Origin of the sequence: Nocardia sp. NPDC047038, assembly GCF_040644075.1 — a bacterium.
GTDB classification, from domain to species: Bacteria; Actinomycetota; Actinomycetes; order Mycobacteriales; family Mycobacteriaceae; genus Nocardia; species Nocardia sichangensis.
This window is the reverse complement of record NZ_JBEYVQ010000008.1, coordinates 283,110-307,222: the sequence shown is the minus strand read 5'-3', so window position 1 is coordinate 307,222 and position 24,113 is coordinate 283,110. Positions and strand designations below refer to the sequence as shown.

At 67.0% G+C, this 24,113-nt stretch carries 23 protein-coding genes and 1 pseudogene; 16 read left to right on the top strand and 8 right to left on the bottom strand.

Features of this window, described 5'->3' with window-relative positions; all coding sequences use genetic code 11:
* Positions 1-127: 127 nt before the first annotated feature.
* Positions 128-985: a MerR family transcriptional regulator gene (locus tag ABZ824_RS26205; protein ID WP_356965915.1), complete on the bottom strand. Its 858-nt coding sequence runs from the start codon at positions 983-985 to the stop codon at positions 128-130.
* 123 nt (positions 986-1,108) lie between these two features.
* On the opposite strand from ABZ824_RS26205, the gene ABZ824_RS26200 reads away from it, so the two are divergent.
* The 6 genes from ABZ824_RS26200 (at position 1,109) to ABZ824_RS26175 (ending at position 7,457) form a co-directional block, all read left to right on the top strand.
* Positions 1,109-1,603 (top strand): DUF6764 family protein, encoded by a 495-nt coding sequence (locus tag ABZ824_RS26200; protein ID WP_356965913.1) that lies wholly within the window; start codon positions 1,109-1,111, stop codon positions 1,601-1,603.
* Positions 1,604-1,674: 71 nt separating this feature from the next.
* Complete coding sequence (locus ABZ824_RS26195; protein ID WP_356965960.1) at positions 1,675-2,784, top strand: polyprenyl synthetase family protein; 1,110 nt, start codon at positions 1,675-1,677, stop codon at positions 2,782-2,784.
* Positions 2,785-2,801: 17 nt separating this feature from the next.
* Positions 2,802-4,334 (top strand): phytoene desaturase family protein, encoded by a 1,533-nt coding sequence (gene crtI / locus ABZ824_RS26190; RefSeq protein ID WP_356965911.1) that lies wholly within the window; start codon positions 2,802-2,804, stop codon positions 4,332-4,334.
* A gap of 11 nt (positions 4,335-4,345) precedes the next feature.
* Entirely contained in the window at positions 4,346-5,269 is a 924-nt protein-coding gene (locus ABZ824_RS26185; RefSeq protein WP_356965909.1) for a phytoene/squalene synthase family protein, read from the top strand.
* A gap of 123 nt (positions 5,270-5,392) precedes the next feature.
* Positions 5,393-5,974, top strand: coding sequence for a TerD family protein (locus tag ABZ824_RS26180; protein ID WP_355075501.1), 582 nt, complete (start codon positions 5,393-5,395; stop codon positions 5,972-5,974).
* Positions 5,975-6,107: 133 nt separating this feature from the next.
* A complete protein-coding gene (locus tag ABZ824_RS26175) occupies positions 6,108-7,457 on the top strand; it encodes a family 1 glycosylhydrolase (protein WP_356965907.1) in 1,350 nt (449 codons plus the stop codon).
* 84 nt (positions 7,458-7,541) lie between these two features.
* Here ABZ824_RS26175 and ABZ824_RS26170 read toward each other — a convergent pair whose 3' ends face one another.
* On the bottom strand, positions 7,542-8,369 hold the full coding sequence (locus tag ABZ824_RS26170; RefSeq protein WP_356965905.1) for an SDR family oxidoreductase: 828 nt from the start codon (positions 8,367-8,369) through the stop codon (positions 7,542-7,544).
* 155 nt (positions 8,370-8,524) lie between these two features.
* On the opposite strand from ABZ824_RS26170, the gene ABZ824_RS26165 reads away from it, so the two are divergent.
* Positions 8,525-10,150: a glycoside hydrolase family 13 protein gene (locus ABZ824_RS26165; RefSeq protein WP_356965903.1), complete on the top strand. Its 1,626-nt coding sequence runs from the start codon at positions 8,525-8,527 to the stop codon at positions 10,148-10,150.
* A 150-nt stretch (positions 10,151-10,300) separates the two neighbouring features.
* The gene (locus tag ABZ824_RS26160; protein ID WP_356965901.1) at positions 10,301-11,191 is read left to right on the top strand and encodes a manganese catalase family protein; all 891 of its coding nucleotides are present in this window, start codon (positions 10,301-10,303) and stop codon (positions 11,189-11,191) included.
* 108 nt (positions 11,192-11,299) lie between these two features.
* Here ABZ824_RS26160 and ABZ824_RS26155 read toward each other — a convergent pair whose 3' ends face one another.
* The 3 genes from ABZ824_RS26155 to ABZ824_RS26145 form a co-directional block, all read right to left on the bottom strand.
* Positions 11,300-11,863, bottom strand: coding sequence for a hemerythrin domain-containing protein (locus ABZ824_RS26155; RefSeq protein WP_355075494.1), 564 nt, complete (start codon positions 11,861-11,863; stop codon positions 11,300-11,302).
* 95 nt (positions 11,864-11,958) lie between these two features.
* Positions 11,959-13,254 (bottom strand): FAD-binding domain-containing protein, encoded by a 1,296-nt coding sequence (locus ABZ824_RS26150; RefSeq protein WP_355075493.1) that lies wholly within the window; start codon positions 13,252-13,254, stop codon positions 11,959-11,961.
* Between the two features lie 167 nt (positions 13,255-13,421).
* Positions 13,422-14,105, bottom strand: a complete 684-nt coding sequence (locus tag ABZ824_RS26145) for a TetR/AcrR family transcriptional regulator (RefSeq protein ID WP_356965898.1) — start codon at positions 14,103-14,105, stop codon at positions 13,422-13,424.
* Positions 14,106-14,170: 65 nt separating this feature from the next.
* On the opposite strand from ABZ824_RS26145, the pseudogene ABZ824_RS26140 reads away from it, so the two are divergent.
* Together ABZ824_RS26140 and ABZ824_RS26135 are read left to right on the top strand one after the other, a co-directional pair.
* Positions 14,171-14,307, top strand: a pseudogene (locus tag ABZ824_RS26140) (SDR family NAD(P)-dependent oxidoreductase); the annotation flags it as partial.
* Between the two features lie 78 nt (positions 14,308-14,385).
* Positions 14,386-15,054 (top strand): 2OG-Fe dioxygenase family protein, encoded by a 669-nt coding sequence (locus tag ABZ824_RS26135; protein WP_356965958.1) that lies wholly within the window; start codon positions 14,386-14,388, stop codon positions 15,052-15,054.
* Between the two features lie 86 nt (positions 15,055-15,140).
* Here ABZ824_RS26135 and ABZ824_RS26130 read toward each other — a convergent pair whose 3' ends face one another.
* A complete protein-coding gene (locus ABZ824_RS26130; RefSeq protein ID WP_356965896.1) occupies positions 15,141-16,943 on the bottom strand; it encodes a CocE/NonD family hydrolase C-terminal non-catalytic domain-containing protein in 1,803 nt (600 codons plus the stop codon).
* 356 nt (positions 16,944-17,299) lie between these two features.
* The gene (locus tag ABZ824_RS26125) at positions 17,300-18,523 is read right to left on the bottom strand and encodes a cytochrome P450 (RefSeq protein WP_356965895.1); all 1,224 of its coding nucleotides are present in this window, start codon (positions 18,521-18,523) and stop codon (positions 17,300-17,302) included.
* 266 nt (positions 18,524-18,789) lie between these two features.
* Between ABZ824_RS26125 and ABZ824_RS26120 the strand changes: the two genes are divergently transcribed.
* Positions 18,790-19,107 (top strand): hypothetical protein, encoded by a 318-nt coding sequence (locus ABZ824_RS26120; RefSeq protein ID WP_355075556.1) that lies wholly within the window; start codon positions 18,790-18,792, stop codon positions 19,105-19,107.
* A 50-nt stretch (positions 19,108-19,157) separates the two neighbouring features.
* Here the strand turns inward: ABZ824_RS26120 and ABZ824_RS26115 are convergent, their stop codons facing one another.
* Positions 19,158-19,793 (bottom strand): TetR/AcrR family transcriptional regulator, encoded by a 636-nt coding sequence (locus tag ABZ824_RS26115; RefSeq protein ID WP_356965893.1) that lies wholly within the window; start codon positions 19,791-19,793, stop codon positions 19,158-19,160.
* 230 nt (positions 19,794-20,023) lie between these two features.
* Here ABZ824_RS26115 and ABZ824_RS26110 point away from each other — a divergent pair, with 230 nt between their 5' ends.
* From ABZ824_RS26110 to ABZ824_RS26090, 5 genes are all read left to right on the top strand, one after another.
* Positions 20,024-20,950 carry a metal-dependent hydrolase gene (locus ABZ824_RS26110; protein ID WP_356965891.1) on the top strand — a complete coding sequence of 309 codons (927 nt, stop codon included), beginning with the start codon at positions 20,024-20,026 and terminating at the stop codon, positions 20,948-20,950.
* 11 nt (positions 20,951-20,961) lie between these two features.
* Entirely contained in the window at positions 20,962-22,122 is a 1,161-nt protein-coding gene (locus ABZ824_RS26105) for a hypothetical protein (RefSeq protein ID WP_356965889.1), read from the top strand.
* A gap of 138 nt (positions 22,123-22,260) precedes the next feature.
* Positions 22,261-22,716, top strand: a complete 456-nt coding sequence (gene msrB, locus ABZ824_RS26100) for a peptide-methionine (R)-S-oxide reductase MsrB (RefSeq protein ID WP_355075479.1) — start codon at positions 22,261-22,263, stop codon at positions 22,714-22,716.
* Positions 22,713-23,228 carry a peptide-methionine (S)-S-oxide reductase MsrA gene (gene msrA, locus ABZ824_RS26095; protein ID WP_356965888.1) on the top strand — a complete coding sequence of 172 codons (516 nt, stop codon included), beginning with the start codon at positions 22,713-22,715 and terminating at the stop codon, positions 23,226-23,228. The genes msrB and msrA overlap by 4 nt, the downstream gene beginning before the upstream one ends.
* Positions 23,229-23,529: 301 nt before the next feature.
* Positions 23,530-24,111 (top strand): DUF2165 domain-containing protein, encoded by a 582-nt coding sequence (locus ABZ824_RS26090; protein ID WP_356965886.1) that lies wholly within the window; start codon positions 23,530-23,532, stop codon positions 24,109-24,111.
* The last annotated feature ends 2 nt before the right edge of the window (positions 24,112-24,113 follow it).

Below are 24,113 nucleotides of genomic sequence, written 5' to 3'. Positions count from 1 at the left end.
TGGTATCGACCGCGAGCGCCGCCGCCCACGCCTGCCACGTCCGGCATCGAACGCCACCGATGCCGGACGTGGCGGCGTGGGAGCGTGGACACCCGCCATCGGTGGCAGGGCCGGAAGTGACCCGGGATCACGCCCCGTCGGGTCCGGGTTCGCCGAGAACCTCCCAGGCCTCCTCGAGAGTCGCGACATAGGGAGCCTCGGGCGGTAGCCGGACCGTGGACCAGCCCGGCCCGGCGACCAGCAGCCGCGCCGCCGCCTCTCGCACTGCCCGAAGCGTTCCCGCGGTGGCGGTCGCGGGCAGCTGCGACCAGAGCACGAGTACGCAGGGCCGATCATGGCGCGCCAAGGCTTCGGCCAAAGCCGAGTCGGGCACCGCCGCGCCCAGCAACAACGCGACGACGCCCCGCTCGGCCAGCGCGGCACGCAATACTTCCAGGGGCAGCACGTGGTTCTCCCCCGCGGTGCAGGCCAAGAGCACCGGCGGTTGCGAACCCGGACGCCGGACCGGCGGGAACATGCGGTGCAATCCCGCGATCACCGCCCAGGACAACAGATGTTCCACTTCGATCAGCCCCCGACCGGCGTCCTGTGCCGCGACGATCGTCTCGAATGCCGGACGACACAACCTGTTCCACGTCGCGACCACACCGTCGCGCGCCAGCCGAGCCATGATCAGAGTCAGCGCGACATCGGGTTCCAGTTGTTCGGCGGCGACCAGGAGAGCGCTGCGACCCTCTGATACTCGCGGAGCTTCGGCGAGCGCCTGCTGTGCCGCACCGGCCGGTGTGGCGCCCGCTTCGATGAGCGCGATCATCCTCCGCAAGGTCGCGATGTCGGATTCGGAATAGCGGCGGTGCGCTCCCGGCCGATGCCTCGGCGGGCCGATCGCGTACCGCTGGTTCCAGCTGCGCAGGGTGGCGACCGGAACGCCCAGCCGCTTCGCCACCGCGCCCACCGCGTACCGGGCGGACCCCTGGTCAGCCATCGCGGGACCGCATCCGCCGCATGTCTCCCGCTCCTTCCGGAAGAATTCGAATGATGCATCGATTTTGCATCAAAAATGGCGTAGCGTGAAGCCTTGCAAGCCCGAGCACCAAAGGAGGACGTCATGGATCGACCCACTCTCACGCGATCGGTGGGGCTGACGACCTGCGTCGGCGCGGCGTGGCTGGGCATGCTGTTCGCCGCACCCGCCGCCCCCGCCGCCCCCGCGGAGTGCCCCGCACCCGGCCTCGCCGCGACGCAGACCGCCGACAGCACCGCCTCCTGCTCCGCGAGCAGTGGCGCGGGCGGCGCCGCGGCGGCCTACGGCTTCGACGCGGACGCCACCGCGGACGCCGCACCGAACAGCCTGTCCCTGGCCATCGCGCAGAACGGCGGGGTGGCGACCTCGAACTCGACATACCTGTCCGGCCCGGCCGCGATCGCCGTCGGACCCGGCGCGACGGTCACGACCACCGGCGCGCGCCCAGGGTTGTCGATCGGCATCGCCGGTCCCGGTGCGACGGTCACGGTTACCGGCACCTCGACGCCGACCTGCGCGGGCGGGTTCGGCTTCGCGGGCGACTTCCAGACATTGCAGGGCTGCTTTTCGCCTCGATAGTGCATCGTTATGCGTAGCATCTCAGTCATGCGCGCAATTGCCCGAGGCGTGGAAGGGAATCGGGAATGAGCATCACGTGGTCCGAATCGACAGTGAACGAACCGGTCGGTGGCATCCCGGCACTGGGAGCCGGTCCCTTCTCGCAGTGGCGGGAAGCGGTGCGGTGGGCAGTACTCGGCGAGCTGGAAGATTTCCTTCTGCGGGCATGCCCCAGGCCGCTTCATCGCCTCGGCGCGCACGACGTTCTGCGGCAATACGCCACCGGCGGGAAGTGCTTGCGTTCGACGTTCATGTACCTCGGCTGGCTGTGCGGCGGACCGGACGATCCGGCCGCGCTGCGTGCGGCCGCCGGTCTGGAACTGCTGCACGCGTTCGCGCTGCTCCAGGACGACGTCATGGACCGGTCCGCGACGCGACGCGGCGGCCCGTCCGCACATGTCCGGTTCGCCGGGGCGCACCGCGGCATGGGCGTGCCCGGCTCTTCCACCAGGTACGGCGAGTCCGCGGCGATCCTGCTCGGGGACATGTGCCTGGTGTGGGCGGAGCAGATGCTCCGCGAAAGCGGGCTCGCCGAGTCCGCCCTCGCGCACGCGTGGCCGCGCTACGACAAGATGCGGGTGGAACTCGCGACAGGCCAGTTCGCGGATCTGCTCAACGACGCGCGCACCGAGCCGGCGCTGGCCTCGGTCCTGGCAATCGCGCGGGTCAAGTCCGGCAACTACACGGTGCGATGCCCGTTGGAGATGGGCGCCGCGATGGCGGGCTGCGATGCGGCCGTCCTGGACGCGCTCGGCCGGTACGGCGCCGCGGTCGGCGAGGCATTCCAGTTGCGTGACGACATTCTGGGCATCTTCGGGTCGCAGGCCGTGACCGGCAAACCCGCGGACGGCGATCTCGGGGAACGCACCGCGACCAGCGTCGTCGTCCTCGCACGCGAAATGGCGGCCCCCTCGGCCCGAACCGAATTGTCCCGGCTCCTCCATCGCGTCCAGCTCGGTCCCGCGGAGGTCGACCGCGCCAGGATGTTGATCATCGAGTCCGGGGCGCCCGAGAGGATCGAGACGATGATCGCCGACTTGCTCGCCTGCGCCGAAAACGCTCTGCACACGGCGAATTTCAGCGCACCGATGCACGCCGCACTGAAGCACATGGCCACCGCATGCACCGAACGCGTCGCCTGACCGGGAGGTTTTCCTCGATGCGCACCGTCGAAGGCGCGACCAACCGGGTGGTGGTCGTCGGAGCCGGGCTCGCGGGACTGTCCGCGGCCCTGCATTTGGCCGGCCGCTCCCGCGAAGTGATCGTCGTGGAACGCGAAGCGGTACCGGGCGGCCGCGCCGGGCAGGCCGGTCCGGCAGGTTATCGCCTCGACACCGGCCCGACGGTTCTGACCATGCCCGATATCGTCGAAAGCGTCTTCGCGGCCGCGGGGGCGCGCAGCGCTGACTATTTGCAGTTGGTGCCGGTGGAACCGGCGTATCGGGCACATTTCGCCGGAGGCCGGAGGCTGGAGGTACACACCGACGCCGCGCGGATGGAAGCGGAGATCCGCCGGTTCGCCGGCGCCGACCAGGCCGACGGCTATCGCCGCCTGCGGCGTTGGCTGACCCGCTTGTACCGAGCGGAGATGGACCGGTTCATCGCAGCCAACTTCGACTCACCGCTGTCCATGGTGACCCCCGCTCTCGCGCGGCTGATCGCCTTGGGTGGTTTCGGCCGCTGGGATCGCGCCGTCGCGCGCTACATACCCGACCCGGAATTGCGGCGTGTCTTCACCTTTCAATCGCTGTACGCGGGCGTCGCGCCCAGCCGGGCGCAGGCCGCCTACGCGGTCATCGCCTACATGGACACCGTCGGCGGTGTGTTCTTTCCGCGCGGTGGGATGCGTGCGCTCCCCGAGGCGCTGGCCGCCGCGGCGACCGAGGCCGGTGTCCGATTCCGTTATGGCACCACCGTGACCGCCCTGGAGCGCACGGGCTCGCGGATCACCGGTGTACGCACCGACGACGGCGACCGAATCTCGTGCGACGCAGTGGTATTGACGACCGAACTGCACGAGGCCTATCGCCTGATGGCGCGCACACCACGTCGACCGGTGCCGCTGACCTCCGCGCCCTCGGCGGTGATCGTCCATCTGGGGTGCGCGCCCACGGCCGGGATAGCGCACCACAATCTGCTGTTCGGCGCCGCATGGGAGGAGTCGTTCCACGACATCATCGTCCGCGGGCAGGTGATGCGCGATCCTTCGCTGCTGGTCACCCGTCCCTCGGCTACCGATCCGTCTACGGCTCCGCCCGGACGGGACCTGCTGTATGTGCTCGCCCCGGTGCCGAACCTGGAACGCGGCCGAATCGATTGGGAGCGGGCGGGAACCAGCTATGCCGAGCAACTACTCGAGGTCGCTCAGGATCGTCTCGGCTCGGTCTTCGGCGATGCCGAGATACTGCGCGTGGACACACCCGCCGACTGGGCGCGCCGCGGCATGCTCGCCGGGAGCCCGTTCGCGCTGGCGCATACGTTCGCCCAAACCGGTCCGTTCCGACCGGCCAACATGATCCGCGGTATCGACAATGCCGTATTGGCCGGCGGCTCTACCGTGCCGGGGGTGGGGATCCCGCCGGTGCTGATCTCCGGCCGGCTGGCCGCGGATCGCATCACCGGCCTCCGGCCCGTGCGGCCGCGCCGCATCGGCGCCGCGTTCGCCACCAGCCGCATCGATCGACAACTGTGATCGGAATCGAGATGACCCGCACCGACCTCGACACCACCCGGCTCAGCGACCAGCGACTGCACCGGTCCTACCGGTACTGCCGCCGGCTGAACGCACGCCATGGAAAGACCTTCTTCCTCGCGACCCGTTTGCTCGCACCGGATCAGCGCCCCGCGGTCCACGCCCTATACGGATTCGCCCGCCGAGCCGACGACATCCTCGATGAGTTCGACCCGCGTCTCGATATCGCCGAACGTGCCCGGCGGCTCGAGGAACTCGCGGGCCGCTTCCGCGCCCGCGCCGCCGACACCGACGCCGTTCTCCCGGCGGTTCTGGACACTGCTGATCGATATCGCATTCCAGCGGAGCTGTTCGACGCCTTCCTCGCATCGATGCGAATGGATTTGACCGTGACCGACTATCCCGATCGCGCCGCGCTCGACACCTACGTCTACGGGTCGGCCGAAGTGATCGGATTGCAGTTGTTGCCGATTCTGGGCACCGGCTGTGCCGATGCGGCCGCGCCGCATGCCGCCGCGCTCGGCAAGGCATTCCAGCTGACCAACTTCCTGCGGGATGTCGGCGAAGACCTCCTGCGTGACCGGATGTATCTACCCGCCGACGAACTGGCCGCGTTCGACGTCGATCGCGATCTCTTGCGCTGGTGCGTCACCCGGCGGCGTACCGAGCCCCGGGTACGCAGCGCCCTGGCGGCGCAAATCGCCCGCACTCGCGACATCTACCGCTTCGCCGCTGCCGGAATCGCCCTGCTGCACCGCCGTTCGCGCCCCTGCGTCGCGACGGCGACGACGCTGTACTCGGAGATCCTCGACCGCATCGAGGACAGCGACTTCGCCGTGTTCGATCACCGCGCCGCCGTGCCGAACCGGCGGCGAGCGCGAATCGGCGCGACCGGCCTGGTCGAGGCGTGGTGGGCACGCCGAGCGGGCCGGTGATCGCTGCGGCGACAACGGTGCCGCGTCGCGCGATGGACTTCCACCACCCGGTGCGGACCTGCCTGTCCCGGAGACGGATTCGTTGTCCCGAGCGCGGCGGCTGGTCGTCAGTATCCTGATGTCGTGATTACGCTCAGAAAAGAAGACGGTGCCGCGGACCTCGCGGGTATCACGAAATTGAGTGTGGGAGTGAGCTGGGATCCGTCGTCCGGAACGAGCGGCGGCGCACTCGGCTGGGCACGCCGCAAACGCGGTGTCGACCTCGATCTGATCGCGGTCCTCATGCAGGGCAACGACCCGGTGCGCTTCGCGGGACTCGATTCGCTGGACCCGTTGGGCAACGGCTCGGTCGCGCACACCGGTGACGAGCAGACCGGCGCCGCTTCCGGTGACGACGAGACCATCCACGTCACCTTCGCCGACGTCCCCACCGCGATCGACGCCATCGTCTTCGTCGCGGCCGCCTTCAAGAAGGGCAGTTCTTTCGACAAGGCGAACAACATCTCCTTCAAGATCTACGACGCCACCGGCGGCAACAGCCAGCAAGTCGCCGACATCTGGCCCTCGCTGCTCGGCACCGACAACGCCAACGCGGTCGCTCGCGCCTTCCGCAACGGCGCTGTGTGGCAGCTGGAAGTCCTCAATCGCCAAGGCAAGATCAAGCAGGGCGACATGCAGGCGCTGTTGCGCTTCGCCATGCAATAGCACCTGCGGGTGCCACGCGTCGCGGTCCGCGTGGCCCACCCGCAAACCGATCGCAACAAGTGTCCACGTCTTCGAATCGCTGCGATAAGCGGATTCCGGCAATCAGTGGACAGCACCCAGTTACTCTGGGTCGATGCGATCTCGGTTCCGTCGGTACGTCCTGGCCGCGCTCGCCGCCGCGGCATCCACCCTGCTTCTCGCCACGCAATCCGCGGCCATCCCGCCGATACAGCCGATCGCCGGCCTACCGGTGCTGGGCGGAGACTTCCTCTGGGGCGTATCGACCTCCGGCTTCCAGTCCGAAGGTCATGCGCCGGACAGCAATTGGACCCGATACGTCGGCGCGACCCCTGGCTACGACGCCCTCGGCGATTCCGTCGACTTCTACGGCCGCTATGCCTCCGACATCCAGCTCGCGGCGGACCTGGGCGTGCGGGTGTTCCGGATCGGGATCGAATGGGCCCGAGTGCAACCCGCGCCGGGAGTGTGGGACGAAGGCGCCTTCCGCTTCTACGACGCGGTGATCTCGAGCGTCGAGCGGGCCGGTATGCGACCGATGATCACGCTCGACCACTGGGTGTACCCCGGCTGGGCCGCCGACCGAGGGGGCTGGCGCAATCCCCGCATGGTCGAGGATTGGCTGGCCAACATGCGCAACGTCGTGGACCGCTACGCGGCACGCAACCCGTTGTGGGTCACCGTGAACGAGCCCGTCGCCTACATCATGCACGAGGTCCGCCACGGCGCCGCGGATGCCGGCGAAATGCTCGAGCGGGTCGCGCAGGCACACAATGCCAGCTACGACTACATCCACCAGAAGCAGCCGGGCGCACAGGTGACCAGCAACATGGGTTACGTCGCCGGTTCGGAGGCGCAGGTGAACGGCCCGCTGATGGACCGCATCGCCGATCGGCTCGACTACGTGGGTGTCGACTACTACTTCGCCTTCGACCCGGCGCAGTCGCTGATCGAGTCCATCCTGCGGGCCAGCGGTTCGGCGATGCCCACGCTGCCCGGACCGCGCATCTGGGAGCTGCCGTTGCGCACCGAAGGCATCTATTATGCGCTGCAATACTATTCGCGCCGGCTGCCCGGTAAACCGCTCTACGTCGTCGAGAACGGGATGCCGACCGAAGACGGCCGTCCACGCGCCGATGGCTATGTTCGCGGCGATCACCTTCGCGACACCGTCTATTGGATCCAGCGCGCCAAGGCCGACGGCATGAACATCATGGGCTACAACTATTGGAGCCTCACCGACAACTACGAATGGGGAAGCTACACGCCCCGTTTCGGCCTCTACACCGTGGACGTGCGTACCGACCCCTCCCTCACCCGCCGCCCCACCGACGCCGTCGGCGCCTACACGCAGGTCATCGACGCGGGCGGAGTGCCCGACGGCTACCGTCCTACCCGCGGTCCGGCCCTCTGCTTGTTCGTCGATCCCCCGGCCAGCTGCATGACTCCGGTAGCGGAGCGATAGACGGACGCCCGCACCGACCTGGTCGACAGTCTGCTCGAACTCAGCGCATTGCCCCGCGACGACGCGAAGTAACCGGATCCGTGGTCACGGCGTGCGCCATTTCTCGTCGGTCAACAAGGTGCTGGCCTGCGGGCCCATCAGAAGCATGCCGCCGTCTACCACGTAGGACGCGCCGGTGACATAGCTCGCCTCCGGTGCGGCGAGAAACGCCACGACGGCAGCGACCTCCTTCGCGTGCCCCGTTCGGCCCAGTGGCACGCCGGGACGCAACTGCGCTCGGGGATCGACGTCTTCCTGGCCGGTCATCGGTGTCGAAATCTCCCCCGGCGCGACCGAATTGACGGTGATGTCGTATTCGGCGAGTTCCAGCGCCAATACTTTCGTCAGTGCGCCGAGTCCCGCTTTGGCCGCGCAATACGGTGCGGCGCCCACCCGGGGAACGTGTTCGTGCACGCTGGTGATGTTGATGATCCTGCCCCCGTTGCCCGCGGCGATCATATGTCCGGCCGCGCGCTGGGAACAGACGAACGCGCCGTCGAGGTCGACCGACAGCACGTGCCGCCAGGTGTCGAAGTCCATGTCCATCGCCTTCCGCGCTGACCCGGTACCCGCGCAGTTCACCAGCACATCGAGGCCACCGAGTTCGTCGGCGAGTTCGTCGATCACCGACCCGGCGGACGACGGGGCCGCCAAGTCGAGACGGCGCACGACGGCGGTCCTGCCCTGTTCGCGCACCTGCGTCGCGGTGCCCTCCGCGCCGCGCTGGTCGCTGTGGAACGTCAGCCCGACATCGGTCCCGCCCGCCGCGAGCGCGACGGCGATCGAAGCACCGATTCCCGAGTCTCCCCCGGTCACCACGGCTCGCCGCGGCGTGCCTGCTCGTTCTTCCGGTAGTGGAGCTGTGGTAGCCATGTCCAGCGACTACCCGGGCGGGCACAGACCACACCACCTCCCGCCGCCACCCCGCGCGTGACGATTCCTCCTCGACCGCGTAGCGCCGACGCGACGTTACGAGGATTCCGATCGTGGGTAACCGCCCTGGGACGAGCCGAGAGGAGGGTGCCGCGATGACTGCTCTCTGGTGGCGCGATGCCGTGATCTATCAGATCTACATCCGCAGTTTCGGCGACGGCAACGGCGACGGCCTCGGCGACATCGCCGGTATCCGGTCTCGGCTGCCCTATCTGCGCGACCTCGGAGTGGACGCGATATGGGTCACGCCCTGGTATCCGTCGCCGATGGCGGACGGAGGATACGACGTCTCCGACTACCGCGACATCGACTACCGATTCGGCACGCTCGCGGAGGCCGAAGAGCTGATCGCCGAGGTGCACGCGCAGGATATGCGCATCATCGTGGATCTGGTCCCCAACCACACCTCGGATCAGCATCCTTGGTTTCAGCAGGCAGTGGCGGCCGGGCCGGACTCGCCGGAGCGAGCCCGTTACCTCTTCCGGCACGGCGCGTCCTCCGGCGGTCCGCCGAACAATTGGCGGAGTGTGTTCGGTGGCCCCGCGTGGACCCGAGTGGCGGACGGGCAGTGGTATCTGCACCTGTTCGACGCCCACCAGCCGGACCTGGACTGGGAGCACCCGGACGTCCGTGCCGAGTTCGAGTCGATCCTGCGTTTCTGGCTGGATCGGGGCGTGGACGGCTTCCGCATCGACGTGGCGCACGGTTTGGTCAAACACCCCGATCTACCGGATATCGAAACCGATCACGAGGACATGATGGAGCCGCCGGATCGGACCGATCATCCGCACTGGGACCGGCAGGAGGTACACGAGATCTATCGCGGCTGGCGCAAGATCGCGGATTCCTATGGGCCGGATCGGGTCTTCGTCGCCGAAGCGTGGGTGGCCAAACCCGAGCGCCTCGCCTGCTACGTGCGTCCGGACGAACTGCACACGGCATTCAACTTCGATTTTCTGCGGTGTTCCTGGCATGCCGACGCGCTGCGTGCCGTGGTCGACTGCACGACCGAGGCGTTGGACGCGGTGGGCGCGCCACCCACGTGGGTGTTGTCCAACCACGACATCACCAGGCATGTGACCCGCTACGGGCGGGCCTCCACCCGCGGCGGCGGTTCACAGCACGAACCGCACGGTCCCGTCGATGTCGGGCTGGGTCGTCGCCGCGCCAGGGCGGCGCTGCTGCTGATGCTCGCGCTCCCCGGCAGCGCCTACCTCTATCAGGGCGAGGAACTCGGCTTGGAGGAGGTCGAAGATCTCCCGCCAGAGGTGCTACAGGATCCGACTTGGGAGCGCTCCGGCCACACCGCCCGCGGCCGCGACGGGTGCCGTGTGCCACTGCCGTGGAGCGGATTCCGGCCGCCATTCGGATTCGGCCCGGTAGACACCCTTCCCTGGCTGCCGCAGCCACAGCGCTGGGTGTCGCTGACCGCCGAATTGCAGAAGCGGGAACCGGATTCGATGCTCGACCTCTATCACCGGGCGCTGCGTCTGCGCCGGGACCATCCGGCCCTCGGAGAGGGCGCTTGGTCCTGGCTGCCCAGTGCGCCGGGTGTTCTGCTTCTCCGACGCTCTCCCGGCCTGGTGTGCATCGTCAACGTTTCGAACGCGCCGACCACGCTGCCCAGGCACGAGCGGCTGTTGTTGTCCAGCGAGCCTTTGCAGGACAGCGTCCTGCCCGCCGACAGCGCGGCCTGGCTGGAGGTCCCCGGCGTGGGGTAGGGCATGGTCGCGCCTCGTGTCGCTGCGCACGACCGGCAATTCGAACCCGTATCGTCGCCACCGAACAAGCAACGCGTCTCTTGCTCGTCGTGCGCTGGGTTAGGCAGTAGAAGCCATCTCGTTCAGCCGACCATATTGGTAAGGAGAGCGATGTTCACCCATAACAAGGATCTCCAGTTCGAAGTTCGCGTCGACCGTCCCGATCCGCGTTTCGCGACCCTGCTGCAAGAGCAGTTCGGCGGCGCCAACGGCGAATTGAAGGCCGCCATGCAATATTTCAACCAAGCGTTCATGCTGCGTGGCAAGCACCCGAAAACCTATGACCTGTTCATGGACATCGCCACGGAGGAACTCAGCCATCTCGAAATCGTCGGCGCGATGATCACCATGTTGCTCGACGGGCTCAACGACGATTTGAAGCAAGCCAACGAGCGGTGCGACTGGATGCCGATGGTGGCGACGCCCGGCGGACGTGACCAGGTGATCCATCAGGTCGCGGTGAACCCCCTGTACTTCGTGCTCAGCGGCGGCGGGCCCGTCGTCAAGGACTCCGCGGGCGTGCCCTGGTCGGGGTCGTACGTCGACGCCAACGGTGAGCCCTCGGTCGATCTGCGCAGCAACCTCGCGGCGGAGTCGCGCGCCAAGATCGTGTACGAATATCTCAAACAGTTCACCGACGATCCCGGTGTGCAGGACACGCTTTCGTTCCTGATGACCCGCGAGATCGCACACTTCCAGCAGTTCACCGCGGCGCTGAACGAATTGCCGGTCAACTTCCCGCCCGGAGCACTGCCCGGCGACGATCGGTTCCAGAACGTGGCCTTCAACATGTCCAACGGCTCCGCGAGCGCCCGCGGCCCATGGAACGAAGGGCAGGGGCCGTGGCCCTCGGGCACGGAATGGCGCTACATCGACAATCCGGTCAGCGAATGGCTCGATTCCGACGAACGCGTGAACCATGGCGCGCAGACCAACCCGCAAGGCGAGCCCGCGGTTCACGGCACCAAACCGTTCACCCACGAATCACACATACCGGACTGACTCCCCCACGCCTACGCCCGGAACGGAACACGGCTGTTCAGGCGTTGAGCGACGCGGCGCGCGGCACCAGGTGCCGCGCGCCGCGCGCGTCTTGCACTGCCGCACGGATCAATGCCGCGGCTTGCTGATCATGTCTTTGGCACGATCCATCATCGCGGCGAACGGGCCGACCAGAACGTTCGCGGCGGCGGATTCCACGCCGGGATGCGGCCGGGTCGGCGCCATCGCCTCCGCGAGCTCGACGGTCTTGCGCAGTCGTCGCAGCGTCTCGTCGTCGAGTTCCTCGCGCAGCCGGTTGAATTCCTCGCGTTCCTCATGGTCGGCATGGGCCAGCACCGCTTCGCGCAGCTTGGCCAGTCTCACCTGGAATTCCATCGAGCTGATGTCGAGCGACTCCATTTCGGCGAGCTGCTTTTTCGCCTTGTTCTCCTCCTCCAGCCGCGCGTCGACGACAGACGCGCCATCGCCCAGTTCACGCCGGGCGCGCGGGTGAATGATCTCTTCTTCGGCGGTCTCGTGCACGGCGAGCAGGCGTCGCAATTCGAAGAACTTGCTTTCGCGCTCAACAGGGTCGGAGGTGTCGGCGGTCTCGATGAACAGTTGCCGGATCCGGCCGTGCTGGTCGATGAGGAAATCGACGGCGTCGGTGGTCGAGTCGATCGTGGTTGCCATGGTTGACCTCCCTCGGGCAATCGGGACGGACTGACGAATTACGTCCGTCGCCGCGGTACCCGGCAGCGAGCACGCGAAACCGCCCGGCGGGCCGGTTACGTGCTCGCGCTGCCCGCGATGGGAGCGGGATATACCGAGGGCGGCACGCTGTGGCACCACGGGCGATGGATCTCCGAACCCGGCAGGGAAGCCAGTTCCGGTATCCAGCGCCGCACGTAGTTCCCCTCGGGGTCGTAGCGTTCGGCGGTGCCGACCGCTCTCGGGTCGAAACGGCCCGCCTGCTGCCAGGTGAAGCGGTCGCTCGCCGCGTCGTCGAGCAGCCACCGGCGGAAATGCTCGGCGCCGACCCGCCAGTCCACCTGCAGCGTCGTGGTGAGGAAACTGGCGGCGATCACCCGTGCCCGCTCCGGCATCCACCCTTGCGCGGCCAGCTGCCGCATGCCCGCGTCGACGATCGGGTATCCGGTGCGGCCGTCGCGCCAGGCGCCGACGACGACCGGATCGTGCGCCTGCCGCACATCCGTACCAGCGCCGGACCGCGCGAGATCGGCCCGGGCGACGAGGAACTGGAGATGGAAGTCGCGCCGAGCGAGCTGCCGGACGAAAGCGCGGCCGTCCGGCGTCGCCATATCGGTGTGGTACGCCATCTCGGCGGCCGACAGGCAACCGAAATGCAGGTACGGCGACAGCCGGGAGCATCCCTCGCCCGTGAGGTCACCCTTGGACCGGCCGCGTGGTTGTCGTCGGTCGGCGGTGCAGCCTCGCCACAGCGCACGACCCGTGATCTCGCCTCCGACCGCCAACTGCGGTGAAACGGCCGCGTCGCCGAGTTCGTCGAATCTCGGCACGGGATCACTTTCGATGCGGGGAACGATCAATTCCGTGGGCTTTTCCAGCGGTCGTCGCTTCGGCGCCGACAACCATCGGCGAAAATAGGTCGCGAAGTCCGGAACCTCGTCGTCCGGCCGATACGGTCCGCAATCGGCGGGATCCACGGCGGTGAGGGTGGCGGGATGGGTGTGCAGCAGGCAGCTGCGCCGCGCCAGCCGTTCGCCCAGTGCCCGAAGTCGGCATCGGTTGTACCAGGTGACGTCCTCGGCGATGTGGACGCTGTCGGCGTGCACCTGTGCCGCCACCCGATCCACCGCCTCGACGTAGTCACCGTGCCGAATCACCAGTTGCCCACCGGCGCAGCGAAGCTCGGCATCGAGTTCGGCCAGCGCTGCGGAGAGGAAACGCAGTTTGTTGGCGGCCGGGCGAGTGCTGCCGACGAGCCGGTCGTCGACGACGAACAGCGGAACCACTGCCGCGCCCTCGTGTACGGCGGCCAACAAGGCCGGGTTGTCGTGGACGCGCAGGTCACGGGTGAAGAGTGCGATTGTTACGGCCATTCGAGGTTTTCGACGACAGGCATCCGTCGCGGGGGATCGACGACGGCGGAATCGGACATTCGGCGTCGTGCCACGCCGATGCGGGCGGTATCGAAGTAACGAGCTTTACGCCAATGCTGCGCGACGGCGGCTGTCATGTCAAGTCGGGCTCGCGGCCGCGCGCCGGGTCAGTGTTCGCGGAACAGATCGGTGAGCCAGGGCTCCAAGTCGGCGCTCAGCGCGGTCAGATCCGGCTCGCCCGACTCGTCGAGCGCATCGGCGGTGAGCTGGCGTACGGCGTACACGACGCCCATGTACGCGGTGACGGACAACAGTGGCTGCCGGTTCGCGCTGGCGCTCTGCACCAGACCGCGGATGTACTCGGCGAACAGCCGGATCGACTTGCGCCTGCGTCGCCGGGCGGCCGGCCCGAGCCCGTCGATCTCCACCTGGTAGGCGCGTGCTACGACCAGGTCGTTCTGCAGGGAGCCGAGGTACTGGCCGAGGGCGTCGGCGACGATGGATCTGCGGTCCCGGCCCTTGACGTCCGCGGCGGTCAGCTGGGTCAGCAGCACTTGGATGAAGCGGTCGTAGCCCGCGAATACGCACTCGTCCTTGTTGGCGAAAGCGTCGTAGAACGCCGCCAAGGACACTCCGGCCCGCTTGGCGACATCGGTGGGACCGAATCCGGCGTAACCGCGGGCGGCGAGCAGTTCGGTCACGGCGACCAGCAACCGTTCCCGCTGCGCCGCCATCACCTGCTCCCGCCCCAGATTGTGGCGCCCCCGCGGCAACGCGGCGGGAAGTGTGAAGAACACTCCGTCTCGCACCGGAACGATCGGTGCGTCAGCGTCGGCGGGCGCGGCGGACACCCCTGCAGACTACCGAGCCGGTCGGACCCGGGTATGGGTGCGGCTTCAGTGGGTAGCCCCAGCACATGACCGACACACCACTCGCACTCGTCACGGGAGCCTCCAGCGGTATCGGTTTGGAACTGGCCCGGCGGTTCACCGAACACGACTACGACGTCGTGATCGCGGCGGAGGACGACGTCATCTCCGCGCCCACCCGGCCCCACGTCCGTTGAATCCGGAAGGGCAGACGGCGGAGCAGGTACAACGGACCGCGAGCGACGCCTTGGTCGCCGACGGCGTGCACCTCCTGCCCGCTGACGTCACCACCGCGAGCCTCGACCTGGAGCCGGCCGACTGGGAACGATTTCGCCGACACTGGGAAGACTTGCACCCGGACGTCTACGCCGACGCCCGTGGCACGCGCAGGCTGCGCCGGTACGGCCGGTTCTCACTCACCGGTTCGGCCGGTCGCATCGGCCTGCTGTCGTCGGATTCGTTCGTGCAGCCCGAGGAATCCAACCCGCTCTATATCGGCGTGGACCGCACTTTCGAGCCCTTGACCGACGCATTCGTGACCGACCCTGTTTTCGTGGCGGTGCTGCGACTGCTCGCGCGATTGGCGACGGCGCTGGACGCCGCCCCGGCGCGGTGGAGCGCGAAAGTACATCCCTTCCGGGTCATCGCCTCGGCGGACGCGGACGGCCTGCCTACACCCGAAGGCCGCCACCGCGATGGCGTCACCTTGGTCTCCTCGCTTCTGGTTGGACGGCAGAATGCCCTGGGCGGTGCGAGTTCGGTGTTCGATCCGAACGGACGACGACTGCTGCGGACCACCCTCGATCGGCCGGGAACGCTGCTGCTCGGCGACGACCGCCGCACCTTGCACAGTGTTTCGCCGGTGCGTCCGGTGGATCGGAGCCGCCCCGCCTATCGCGATGTCTTGGTGGTGACGTTCGCGCCGGGCTGAAGACCGCCGAATCGTGGTCATGGCCCGATCCGTCGTCGACCATGGCGTGGCCCGGATGGTTTGCCTGCCCGGGCCACGCGCAACGGTCAGCCGAGCGGCAACTCCAGGCAGGACGGGGCGCCGTCCGGTGCACTGACGGTGATCGTCGAACCGACCTTGTTCGCGCTGGAATACAGCGGATCCATGCCGTCGAGGACGAGCATCAACCGATGGCCGTCGGGGAGATCGTAGGCGGCTGCTTGCAGCTCCCACGAAACGGACGCGGGCAGACCGGACTCGATCGTCTTCGGTTCGTGGGTGATGATTCTCGCCGAGCCGTTCTCGTCGACATCGAGCAGATAGGCGACCACCGTCGCGGACTCGTCGGTGCTGTCGATGGTCACTTGCAACCGCGGGATCCCGCGGATCTGCCTGGCGACTCCGCCTCGTGCTGCGAGCAGCGGCCCCGTCGACCAGACGAGGGCATGACCGCGGTCGATCTCATCGATCCGGTAGACCTTGGGATTGCCCGACCACTCCTCCTGGCCCGTCGTCATGAGCTTGTCCATGGCGACGACCTCGGGCTCCTCGCCCACCGTGAAACTGCGTTGCCAACCGCCCGTGGAATCAGGGGTCAGCACACCGTCGCCGCCCTCACGCTCATCGGTCAAGACCAGCACTTCCGTGTCGGTGGTGACGTCCGCCCACGAGGCCTTCTCCTCGCGCCGCGCCGGTTCGACGATCACGTTCTGGCCGTTCCCGGCGCCCGGAGTGGTCACGTAGGTGAACATGACCTGATTGCTGATCTCCGGCCACGCGTCGACGCCGTTGTCCTCGTCCTTCAGGTAGTGATCGAGCCAGGCGTATGCCTCGCGCAGTGGCTCGTTCGGGCCCGCACCGGGCATGGGTGGAGCGATCAGGCCGGGGCCTTCCGGCGCCGCGTGGTCGCCGATCCACATGTTCAGCCGCTTCGGGCGCGGAAGCTTCTCGAAGGTCTCCAGCACCTGGTTCACCGGGAAAAGCCCCTCGTGCCAGGTATTCGAGAAGAAGGTCGGAATATCACGGGAGCCGACATAGCGTTCCGGTGCGCGTTCGGTGCCCCACTCGACAACCGGATCCATGTCCACACCCTCGGCGAACTTCGCCAGGATCTCCAGTGCTTCTTCGTCGAACTTCTCCGCCTGCTCGCCACCGGTCAGGCCGATCAGTGCCTCGACGGCCTTCAGATGGCGGGTGCCGTTGTCGTACAGACTGGTGGCGAGGTTGCCCCAGGTACTCAGCGCGACGACGACGTCGACCCGGTCATCGTGCGCGGCCACGAGCTGACTGATGCCCGAGCCATAGGACTCACCCATGAAGGCGATGCCGCTGGGGGCGAGTTCGTCTATCGCGTAGTCGAGCACCTTCTTGCCGTCGGCCCGATCCCATGGACCAGCGACATCGACGGTGCCTTCGGACGTGCCGAACCACGGCAGGTTCGTTCCCGGTGTGGCGGTCCAGCCGATTCCGCGCGGCGTGTAGGCCAGCACGTGATAGCCCTTCCACGCGAGGGTGAGATAGGCGTACTCGAACAAGGGCCAGCCGACGGGTGTCCACCCGGCGGGGAAGACCACCAGCGGGCACGGCCGGGTGGTGGTCTGACGCAGCATGTGCGCCGACAGACCGATCCCGCCCGCTCCTTCGATGCGCGGGAACGTCGGCACGGCGACGTTCAGCGCCCGGTTCACCAGATCGTCCACGTCATCGGGCACCAGCCCCTTGCCACTGCGCTTACGCACGGCGCTCACCAAGTTCGACGCGAACTGCACCGCTTCCGGGCGCACCTGCCCTTGGGCGTCCCAGGGCCCCTGGACTGCGATCCGGGCGAGCTGTTCGGACGTGGTCCCGACGATCGGATCTCCTTGTGACATCGGCGTCATCGATCCTTCCTGCCAGTTGCTACGGAACTGCGGACCGCAGCAGCGTGACACGACACATGATCCGATCTCGCCAGATCCGACAATGCGTTTCCCGTTCGCAATAGACCGTTGACCAGCGGAAACGTTGCAAGATTCGACTATCCGCCGCGACCATCGCGAACGGCCCGGGCACCATCCGCGCAGACTTGCCGACCATGTGAACATGCATCGAGTGCGCCGTGGCCAGCACCCAGCGAGTCGTTCACCACGCTGACCGATTATCGGCAATTGCGGGTCGACCGGCGCGGCAACCGGCACGAAAGTCGGGACCCGAGACCTCGTGGTTCGGCTGCCGCGCCGGGCAAGGGTTACTGCTTCTCGGCGCCCAGTTTCACCGGAATGGACAGGGGTCCGACGGTGAAGAACGACGGCGAGTACGGGATTTCGTCGGGGTCGATGGCGAGTTCCAGGTTCGGCAGCCGACGGTACAGCGAGGCGAGCGCGAGACGGCCCTCCAGGCGGGCCAGGCCCGCGCCGATGCAGTACCGCGGCCCGTGACCGAATCCGAGATGTCCGCCGCGCTGCTCCCTGGTGATGTCGAACTCGTTCGCGGTCTCGCCGTATTCGGCCGGGTCGATCCCGCAGGCCTGGTACGCGACACCGACCGCCTGGCCCTTGGGTATGGCGACTCCGGCCACGGTCACGTCCGTCAGCGTGAATCGCCAGCTCGTCATCATCACCGAATGGCGGTAGCGCACAGTCTCTTCGACCACATCACCCCAGCGGTCTTCCGCCTTCGCGAGGGCGAGCTGCTCGGGGTGTCGCGACAGCGCCAGAATGGCGTGCCCGAGCAGATGCACCGTGGTCTCGTGCCCGGCCACCAGCATGATCCACAGAACGGCGACCAGTTCGTCGGCCGTGAGCTTGTCGTCCCGATCGCGAGCTTGGACCAGACCGGTGGTGAGGTCGTCGCCGGGCGTTTCCTGTTTCCGGTCCGCCAGTTCGTACAGGTATGTCATCAGCGAGTTCTGCGTCGCGAATGCTTCCTCCGGCGGTGTGGTGTGGGCCAGCAGGGTTGCGGTCCAGCGTCGCAGCCGGTCCCGCTCCGGCTCAGGCACCCCGAACAGTTCGCAGATCACCGCCATCGGCAGCGCTTCGGTGAAGGTGGGCACCAGATCGACGCCGTCACCGGCGGCGATCACGTCGTCCAGCAATCGGTCGATGATCGCCTGGATGCGCGGCTCGAGCGCCTGCACCCGGCCCGGCGTGAACGCCTTGCTGATCAGACCCCGCAGCCGCCGGTGGTCGTCACCGTCCTTGGTGGACAGGTGATCGCCCTGCACGACGGCGCGCAGCGGCCAGTCCTCCGCGATCGAACCGTCGTGCAGGGCCGGCCAATGCTTCGGATCCCGCGCGAAGGTCTTGTTGTCCCCGGCGAGGATCTCACGCACCGCGTCGTGCGTCAGGGCCAGGTAGGCGGGCACGCCGCCGGGGAACTCCACCTCGACCACCGGCGCGATCTCCCGGAGCCGGATGCAGGTGTCCAGCAGATCCTCGTTCGCCGCGGGGAATGCGGGCAGGCTGGTTGTCATCGGTTTCCCTTCTGCGCATGAACCCTCCGGCCGCCGTGATGACGGTCGTTGCACGAGTATCGAAGCGGGTCCGTTCGAGGTGCCGGTCAATTGGCGAATCCTGCCCACAACCGGAAGTCGAGCGTCGCAAAACGACATTTCGATGACCGTCCGGCCCACCGCGGCGGGCTCGTCGCCGCGAAAACGGTTAGGGTTCGGGAGATGTCCGTGGGTGGCTGGAGGAATTCGTGGAACTGAAGACGGTGCTGGGACGCGTCGTGCGAGCGATGAACGCCGGGGTGGCAGGCATGCTCGACGCGCCGGTACTCGGGCGCCTGCTGGGCAGAGGATTCGTGGTGATCACCTACGTGGGGCGACGGTCCGGGCGGACGTTCAGCACACCGGTCAACTACTGGCGAAAAGCGGACGAGCTCGTCATCGGAGTCGCGTTGCCGGACCGGAAGACGTGGTGGCGGAACTTCCTGGGCGAGGGCGGCCCCATCACGCTCCATCTGAACGGCGCCGACCGGCCCGGGCACGCGGTAGCGCGACGCGACGAACGCGGCCGCGTCTTCGTGACGGTACGGCTCGACGACGCGAGCTGATCCGACTCGCCTCGCCCGAATCGGCGGCACACCACAAGTGCCGCAACGGATTACGGCGCAAACCCCTGGACGCTCGCGGAGGGCTTCGTCTGGGCGATGATCGCGGCGCCCATCCAGCGCCGTAGATACCGCCGCAGGTCATCTTCGCCGCGCGGTGGATTGCCCGGGGAAATGAAGAACGACTGCATCGTGCGCAGGACGTATTCGACCAGCTCGTGCAGCGACTCGTCGTCGTATCCGTAACGCGCCCAGTCGACGTCGAAGCGCTTGATCATCGTCATGCCGAAGGCTTGCGCCTCTTCGGAGGTCAGGCTCTCCGGATGGACGTTCGAGTACGTGCTCGACAGCAAGATGCCGAGATGGGGTGTTCGACGGACCTCGGCGAGGGTGTACACCACCCCCTCGGTCATCGCTTCCACGGCGTCCTCCAACCCGCTGACGTGCTGTGTCAGCCGATCGAGGAACCCGTCGACGGAGGCGATCGCCGCCGCGGTCATCAGCGCGTCCGCGCTGGGAAAGTACCGGTAGACCGTCTGCCGGATGACGCCGAGCGACTCGGCGACGTCGGCGATGCCGATCTCCGAACCCGTCCGTCCGATCAGTTCGACCGCGGCGGCGACGATGCGACGCGAGGCTTCCTCGTCGTCCTTCGGCGGACTCCCGCCCCACCCGCGCCTTCCTGCCACTGCCCGCTTCCTCGACTCGAAGCCCGTCGCTTGCGAACCCCCTGATGGAAAGCCTGCCGACCCTCCGGATCAAGGGTTCGACCGTATCACAAGGGTGCCGGAGTCCCGGTTCGAGCGCGATTCTGATCATACACTTAGACAGTCGTATGTATGATCACTGCAACGCGGCTCGGCGCATCGGGATGGTGCCGCCGGACCGGTTCGTTTTCGGAAAGTCGAGGTATAGCCCAGTGACCGATCTTCAAGTACGGAAGATGCGCTTCGCATTCGCGGACTACGACGTGCCCTTCTTGTGGAACGAGGAGAATCCGGCCTTCTCGTCCATGGCCAATGCGGTGTCCTTCCTGGCGATCGGCTTCGAGAAGATGATCGTCAACATGATCCGCGAGGCCATGCCCCTGATCACCGATCCCAAGGTCGCCGAGGAAGCCGACGCGTTCGTGCGCCAGGAGGGGCAGCACTCCACCGCCCACCGCCAGCACGCCAATGCCTTGATCCGGCGCTACCCGGGACTGCAGGAGACGCTCAACGAAGTGATCGCGGAATTCGACCGCCTCACCGTGAACACTTCGGTCGAATACCGCCTCGCCTACACCGCCGATCTCGAAGCGACGTTCACTCCGGTGTTCAAACTGATGCTCGACAACGACTCGACCTTGTTCCGGCCGGGCGACGACCGAGTGGCGTCGCTGTTCATCTGGCACTTCGTCGAAGAGGTCGAACATCGCAGTTCCGCGCTGATCATCTTCGATTCCGTCGTCGGGAGCGATGTGTATCGGATGCGCATGGCGCCGTCGATCTTCCGTCACGTGATGAAGGTGATCCGGTTGGCCTGCGCGGGCTTCAACAAGCATGTCCCGCTGGAGGAGCGAAAGGTCGACGCGCTGTCGATGTTCGCGAATTACCGGCGGAGGCAGAAGCTGCGCAAATGGTTGCCGTTTCTGCAGGCCGAGGACAACGGCCCGATGCCGCGCGCGTTCGACCACCTGCCGCTCGGTGAACAACTCGTCGCACTGGTGGGCGTCATCCGAAGTCAATTGCCGAAGCACAATCCGGACCACGAGAAACTACCCGAACTGGCCGCCGTATGGTTCGAACGCTATGACGCCGGCTACGACGTCTCGCACTGGTACACCGCCGACACGGTCGCACGCTAGGAGCCGGACCGATGGCTGATCATTGCGCACCCACCTTCGACCGTCTCGCGACCGCGCTCGGCTTCTCCTGCGAGGAGGCGGGCGGGCCGGTCGAGGTGCGGAACCCTTTCGCGTTGGAGAACTGGACCCTTCCCGTCCTCGAATTCACGATCGTCCTCGGCGCGGTCCTGGCCCTGATCTACGCGATCGTGCGGTTGCGCCGCCACGGCGATCCCACCAACTTGGTGCTCTGGTTCGGGGCGACCGCGTATCTGTTCATCATCGAGCCGCCGCTGTACTTCCCCGCGGCGTTCGGCATCGACGCGCACGTCGACACGATGTTCGCGCACAACCTGTTCACCGTGGAATTCCTCTGGGGCCGATTACCGCTCTACATCATCGCGATCTACCCGTTCATGGCCACCCTCGCGTTCGAATTGGTCAGGATTCTCGGGGTCTTCCGGCACTACGGGGTGCTCGCCGGGTCGGTGTGCGTGGGCTTCGTCCACCACGCCTTCTACGAGATCTTCGATCATCTCGGCCCGCAGCTGCGCTGGTGGGAGTGGTCGGTCGACAACCCGATCAATCAACCGATGTTCGATTCGGTACCGCTTCCGAGCGTGGTCGTCTTCGCCGCTCTGTGGCCGATGTCGCTCGCCTTCTGCGTCCAATTGTTCGTCGGCCGCCACATCGACCAGGGCCGAAACCTCTCCGGAGGGCAGCTGGTCGGGCGCACGATCGTCATCGGCATTCTCGCGTCGTTGGGCACAGCGGTGCTGCCCATCCCCGCGACCGTCTTCGGCATGGGTAGCACCGCGGTGCGTGGCGTGCTCTACGCCGCCGAATTGGCCGTCCTCTCCATTGCCGCCGTGGTGATCTTGACCCGCCAGTGGCTCCGGCTGCGGCGCGGCGACTCGGACGCGGCGCCCTATACGAACGACTTCGTCCGCATTTACGGCGTGGTGTACCTGGGCGTGATGGCATTGCTCTGGGCGACCGCGTTGCCCGATTTCTTCGCCGCCGTCGACGGTGTGACCAGCGAAGGAGACCCGATCGGGAATCTGTGGTACACCCTCGCGTGCTTCGTTGTCGCGGTTCTCTGCCTGGTCGCCGTATTCACGGTGCCCCGGAGAAAGGCGCCCCCGAGCGTCGCCCCTCCCGCCCCGGAAGCCACCGCGAGTTCCACGGTATAGCGGGACGACCGACGCCGTCGGTGACGGTGGGCGGCCGCCGTGGGCCCGGCTGCCCGGGCCGGAGTGTGACGCCCGGCTCGCACGGGATTTTCCATGCCGGTGCCCTGGTTGTACCAGGGGCCGATATGAGGAGGTCATGTGGCACGGGAGTACAACCGGAATCCCGCGGCGGTCGCCGCCTTGACGCCTGAGCAGTACCACGTCACTCAGGAGAACGGCACGGAGCGGGCGTTCACGGGCGAGTACTGGGACAACCACGAGCCGGGCATCTATGTGGATGTGGTGTCGGGTGAGCCGTTGTTCGCCTCGGTCGACAAGTTCGACAGCGGAAGTGGATGGCCGAGTTTCACCAAGCCGATCGAAGCCGGGAACGTGGTGCGGAAGCGGGACTTCAGCCATCTGATGGTCCGCACCGAGGTGCGCTCGGCACACGGCGACAGCCATCTCGGGCACGTGTTCACCGACGGTCCCCGCGCGGCGGGCGGCTTGCGGTACTGCATCAATTCGACTGCGCTGCGGTTCATCCACCTCGACGACCTCGAGGCGGAAGGCTATGGGCAGTACAGGACTCTCTTCGCGAAGGAGGAGGCGTGACCGACACGCGCAAGGCGATTCTGGCCGGTGGATGCTTCTGGGGCATGCAGGACTTGATCCGCAAGCAGCCGGGAGTGATATCGACACGCGTCGGCTACACCGGTGGACGCAACGACCATCCCACGTACCGGAACCACCCTGGCCATGCCGAGGCGATCGAGATCGTCTACGACCCGGCCCGGACGGACTTCCGGCAACTGCTGGAGTTCTTCTTCCAGATCCACGATCCGACGACGAAGGACCGCCAGGGCAACGACATCGGAAGCAGCTATCGGTCGGCGATCTTCTATCTCGACGACGACCAGAAGCGCGTCGCCCTGGACACCATCGCCGACGTGGACGCCTCCGGTCTGTGGCCCGGCAAGGTGGTCACCGAGGTGACCCCGGCGAGTGAGTTCTGGGAGGCCGAGCCGGAGCATCAGGACTACCTGCTGCGTTACCCGGACGGTTACACCTGCCACTTCCCCCGGCCGGGGTGGAAGCTGCCGAAGCGGCAGACCACCGCCCAGTAGAAGCCGGTGGGTTCGGCACTTCCGCCGAGCCTTCGGAGCGCACACTTGACGACTGCGCCACCACACCCGGGTGGCGCAGTCGCCGCGTTTCACGACGTCCCCCGCCCGCCGCCGCCGGTCGTACAGCCGGAAGCCTCGCGCACAGACTCCGGGCGATACAAAACGGAACCTCATGCGGTAGACAACATTTCGACTCGTCCCCGGCCGTGCCGGGCTCCCCGCCGTGGGGAGAATGCGTGATCGGGCACCGATATGATCGTCGACGCTTGGAGCTCCTGGCCGGTCGACCCGAGGTAGACAGATGACACGCAGCGGCACAAAGATTCTCGATGTGGTGGGCAGTCGCCGGATGGCCGTGGCGACGCTGGCCACCATCACCGGCTTCTACTATCTGTTCGTCGCGTTCACCAATTGCGTCGACACCGACACCAATCGCAACGGCGTGGCCGCTGTGCTGTCGATGAAAGCGACGATCCACAATCCGGGCACGGACTGGCGCGCGATCACCAATGGCAATGTCGCGCTCGTCGCCTACATCCTCGTGGTGATCTGGGAATTCCTGATCGCCTTCGTGCTCCTCACGGCGGGAGCCGTATGGGGCCGGGTGCTGACCGGACGGCCGCGCAGGCTGCGAGCCGGTCTGGACGCGGCCGTGAAACTGTCGAGTCTGGGCTGGACCATGGCGGTGCTGCTGTTCTTGGGCGGGTTCCTGACCATCGGCGGCGAATGGTTCCGCATGTGGGCCAATGACGACGTGAACGCCTCGTCGGCCGCGTTGCAGAACTTCCTCATCGCGGGCGTCGGCCTGATTCTGGTTCACCTGCCGGACTCGCAACGCAGCGCGGTCCTCGAAAGTGACTCGGCAGCAGCGGAATCCGACTAGTA

Excerpts from the sequence above, each read along its gene's own strand:
- ABZ824_RS26205 (WP_356965915.1), bottom strand. The coding sequence starts at position 985 with ATGGCTGACCAGGGGTCCGCCCGGTACGCGGTGGGCGCGGTGGCGAAG.
- ABZ824_RS26200 (WP_356965913.1), top strand. The coding sequence starts at position 1,109 with ATGGATCGACCCACTCTCACGCGATCGGTGGGGCTGACGACCTGCGTC.
- crtI (WP_356965911.1), top strand. The coding sequence starts at position 2,802 with ATGCGCACCGTCGAAGGCGCGACCAACCGGGTGGTGGTCGTCGGAGCC.
- ABZ824_RS26185 (WP_356965909.1), top strand. The coding sequence starts at position 4,346 with ATGACCCGCACCGACCTCGACACCACCCGGCTCAGCGACCAGCGACTG.
- ABZ824_RS26175 (WP_356965907.1), top strand. The coding sequence starts at position 6,108 with ATGCGATCTCGGTTCCGTCGGTACGTCCTGGCCGCGCTCGCCGCCGCG.
- ABZ824_RS26170 (WP_356965905.1), bottom strand. The coding sequence starts at position 8,369 with ATGGCTACCACAGCTCCACTACCGGAAGAACGAGCAGGCACGCCGCGG.
- ABZ824_RS26165 (WP_356965903.1), top strand. The coding sequence starts at position 8,525 with ATGACTGCTCTCTGGTGGCGCGATGCCGTGATCTATCAGATCTACATC.
- ABZ824_RS26160 (WP_356965901.1), top strand. The coding sequence starts at position 10,301 with ATGTTCACCCATAACAAGGATCTCCAGTTCGAAGTTCGCGTCGACCGT.
- ABZ824_RS26155 (WP_355075494.1), bottom strand. The coding sequence starts at position 11,863 with ATGGCAACCACGATCGACTCGACCACCGACGCCGTCGATTTCCTCATC.
- ABZ824_RS26150 (WP_355075493.1), bottom strand. The coding sequence starts at position 13,254 with ATGGCCGTAACAATCGCACTCTTCACCCGTGACCTGCGCGTCCACGAC.
- ABZ824_RS26130 (WP_356965896.1), bottom strand. The coding sequence starts at position 16,943 with ATGTCACAAGGAGATCCGATCGTCGGGACCACGTCCGAACAGCTCGCC.
- ABZ824_RS26125 (WP_356965895.1), bottom strand. The coding sequence starts at position 18,523 with ATGACAACCAGCCTGCCCGCATTCCCCGCGGCGAACGAGGATCTGCTG.
- ABZ824_RS26120 (WP_355075556.1), top strand. The coding sequence starts at position 18,790 with ATGAACGCCGGGGTGGCAGGCATGCTCGACGCGCCGGTACTCGGGCGC.
- ABZ824_RS26105 (WP_356965889.1), top strand. The coding sequence starts at position 20,962 with ATGGCTGATCATTGCGCACCCACCTTCGACCGTCTCGCGACCGCGCTC.
- ABZ824_RS26090 (WP_356965886.1), top strand. The coding sequence starts at position 23,530 with ATGACACGCAGCGGCACAAAGATTCTCGATGTGGTGGGCAGTCGCCGG.